The organism is Acidimicrobiales bacterium (assembly GCA_036273495.1).
GTDB lineage: Bacteria > Actinomycetota > Acidimicrobiia > Acidimicrobiales > JAJPHE01 > DASSEU01.
In genome coordinates this window covers 1-3012 of the sequence record DASUHN010000419.1, presented here as the reverse complement: position 1 = coordinate 3012, position 3012 = coordinate 1, and the positions used below count along the sequence as shown (strand labels likewise).

The window sequence follows — 3012 nt, the reverse complement described above, 5'->3', positions numbered from 1 at the left end:
GTCGAGGGCGAGGGCGATCTGCTCGCCGGGCGTGAAGCCGGCCTTCTCGATGGCCTCGACCAAGATGCGGATGGCCTCCTCGTTCGACGCCAGGTCAGGGGCGAAGCCGCCCTCGTCCCCCACCGCCGTCGACAGCCCTCGGCCGTGGAGCAGGGCCCGGAGGCGGTGGTAGACCTCGGCGCCCCAGCGCAGCCCCTCGGCGTAGGAGGCGGCGCCGACCGGCATGATCATGAACTCCTGCAGGTCGATGTTGTTGTCGGCGTGGGCCCCGCCGTTGATCACGTTCATCATCGGGACCGGCAGGACGTGGGCGTCGGCGCCGCCGACGTAGCGGTACAGGGGAAGGCCGAGCTCGTCGGCCGCCGCCTTGGCCACCGCCAGCGAGACCGCCAGTATGGCGTTGGCCCCGAGGCGCGCCTTGTTCGGGGTGCCGTCGAGGTCGATCAGCGCCAGGTCCAAGGTCCGCTGGTCGAGGGCCTCCATGCCCTCCACCGCCCGGGCGATCTCCCCGTTCACGTGCCCGACGGCGCCGGTCACCGCCTTGCCCCCGAACGGCTCCCCTCCGTCGCGCAGCTCCACCGCCTCGAAGGTCCCGGTGGACGCGCCCGAGGGCACGATGGCCCGGCCCCCGGCCCCGGACTCGAGCAGCACCTCGGCCTCGACGGTCGGGTTGCCGCGGGAGTCGAGGACCTGGCGGCCGACGACGGTCTGGATGGCGCTCACGAGTCCCCTGTTGCTCCTGTTGCCGCTGTTGTAGAAGTTACAACTGTGGCACAGTCATTACTAGGAGCGTTCGGGACATTCCCCGCCGGGTCCCCTACGCCCCGGCTCCTCCACCAGGTGGGGCCCCAGCCCCACCGGCGGCCGTCTTGACTTCATGCCAGAGGCGGTCGAGGGTGGCGAGGTCGGCGGCGTCCATGTCCACGCCCTCGGCCCCGGCCCGCTCCTCGACCAGCCGGAAGCGGCGGACGAACTCGGCGCTGCTGGCCCGCAGGGCCGCCTCGGGGTCGACGCCGGCGTGGCGAGCCACGTTCACCACGCTGAACAGCAGGTCCCCGATCTCGACCTTCACCTCGGGATCGGGCACCTGACCGGGCCGGGCGGGATGCGCCGCCAGGGCGATCCTGACCTCGGCCAGCTCCTCGTCGATCTTGGCCAGCGGGCCCTCCACCCCGTCCCAGTCGAAGCCGACCGACCCCGCCTTGCGCTGGACCTTGTTGGCGTGGTGGAGGGCGGGGAGGTTGCCGGGGACGCCGTCCATCACGCTCTGGCGCCCCTTCTCCTCCTTCTTGATCCGCTCCCAGTTGGTCATCACCTGCTCGGCGCTGTCCACCGCCACGTCCCCGAACACGTGGGGGTGGCGGCCGACGAGCTTGTCGTGGATGCCCCGGGCCACGTCGGCCAGGCCGAACTGGCCCTCCTCCGCCGCCAGAGTGGCGTGGAAGTAGACCTGGAAGAGGAGGTCCCCGAGCTCCTCCTCGAGATGGGCGAAGGCGGCCGGCGTCGGCCCCCCCGCCCGGTCCAGCCCCTCGATCGCCTCCAGCACCTCGTAGGACTCCTCGAGCAGGTGGCGGGTGAGGCTCGAGTGGGTCTGCTCGCGGTCCCAGGGGCAGCGCTGGCGGAGGGTCCGCACCAGCTCGGCCAGCCGGAGCAGCTCGGCACCGACCGGCGCCGCCAGCTGCGGGATCCACACGCTGGTCAGGTGATCGGGCTCCAGGGCCCGGTCGAGGTCGGCCCAGCTCACCGCCACCACCGCCTCGTCCGGGAGCCCGAGGTGGTGCAGCAGGACCGCCCCGCTCTCGGGCGCCTCGGCCACCGCCAGCTTGAGCCCCGACAGGAGGTCGCGGTTCCAGCACTGGCCCACGATCAGGGGGCCGGTGCTGCCGGCCGCCTCCACCGGGAAGGCGGCGGCGTCGACCAGGCGGGCCCCGGCGGCCATCGGGTCCACGCCGAGGCGGTCCCACGCCAGGTCGAGGAACGACACGCCCGGGACCGTGCGCACCTCCACCCGAGGATCGGCCCGGAGCAGCCCGACTGTGGCCTCGGCCACCGAGGGGCTCCCCGGCACGGCGTAGACGACCGGCCCGCCGCCGGTGGACGCCTGGTCCTCGGCCGCCTCGACCAGGGCGTCGACGATGCCGGCGTACACGGCGTCGAAGCTGTCCGCCGCCTCGTAGAGGTCGTCGAAGGCCCGGGCCCCGGGCACGGCCGCCGCCGCCGGGTGCCGGGACGTCCGGAGGAAGCACCCTCCGGGCGGGGCGGCGGCGATCGCCTCCGCCGCCTCGGCGGTCACCAGCTCCGGCCCCGCCGGCCCCAGGCCCACCACGACGACGGTGGCCACCGGGCTACCCGCTGCGGACCTTGGGCGCCGCCGGCGCCACCACCTCGGGCCCGTTGCTGCCCGAGGTGACCCAGTGGCCGTAGCGGGCGTCGAGGGTCACAGCGGCGCGGGCCACGACCGGCTCGATGGCCTGGCCCACCGCGTTCTGGGCCTGGCCGGTCAGCTGCTGGCGGATGGCCGTGGCGGCGTCGGACTCGGCCAGCGGGCTGCGGGAAGTGACCTCCACGATCGCCAGGCTCTGGCGGGGAGTCCCGGTGTTCGGGTCCGTCACGGTGCCCAGCACCGGGGGGCTGAGCTGGCCCAGAGGGATCGTGGTGACGGCCTGCTCGACCTCGGCGCCCAGCTGGGCGTACAGCAGGCCGGCGTGGCAACCGAGCTGGCCGCCTGAGCTGTTGGTGTTGCCGTCGGTCGACTTGGCCTGGGCCTCGGCGGAGAAGGACTTGCCCGCCTTCAGGTCGTTCACGACGGTGGCCCCGGTGGCCAGGTCGGGGACCGTGATCCACTGGGCGCACACGTTCGAGACGGCGCCGGGGTGGGCCGAGGCGTAGGCGGCAATACCCGCCGGTGAGATGTCGACCCCGGCGATCGATGCGGCCAGGGCGGTGATCTCCGCCTGCCGGCGGACCAGCACGTCCTGGTACTCCTTGGGGAACTTCTCGAACACGCCCTGG

The 3012-nt window shown here is 73.6% G+C and carries 3 protein-coding genes; all 3 read right to left on the bottom strand.

The annotated features are described in order from the left end of the window. Positions 1-723, bottom strand: a 723-nt coding sequence (gene eno, locus VFW24_18225; protein ID HEX5268708.1) for a phosphopyruvate hydratase, incomplete at its 3' end; no start/stop codon positions are given. A 94-nt stretch (positions 724-817) separates the two neighbouring features. Then, positions 818-2341 carry a nucleoside triphosphate pyrophosphohydrolase gene (mazG, locus tag VFW24_18220; protein ID HEX5268707.1) on the bottom strand — a complete coding sequence of 508 codons (1524 nt, stop codon included), beginning with the start codon at positions 2339-2341 and terminating at the stop codon, positions 818-820. 4 nt (positions 2342-2345) lie between these two features. Next, positions 2346-3012, bottom strand: a 667-nt coding sequence (locus tag VFW24_18215; protein HEX5268706.1) for a peptidylprolyl isomerase, incomplete at its 5' end; no start/stop codon positions are given.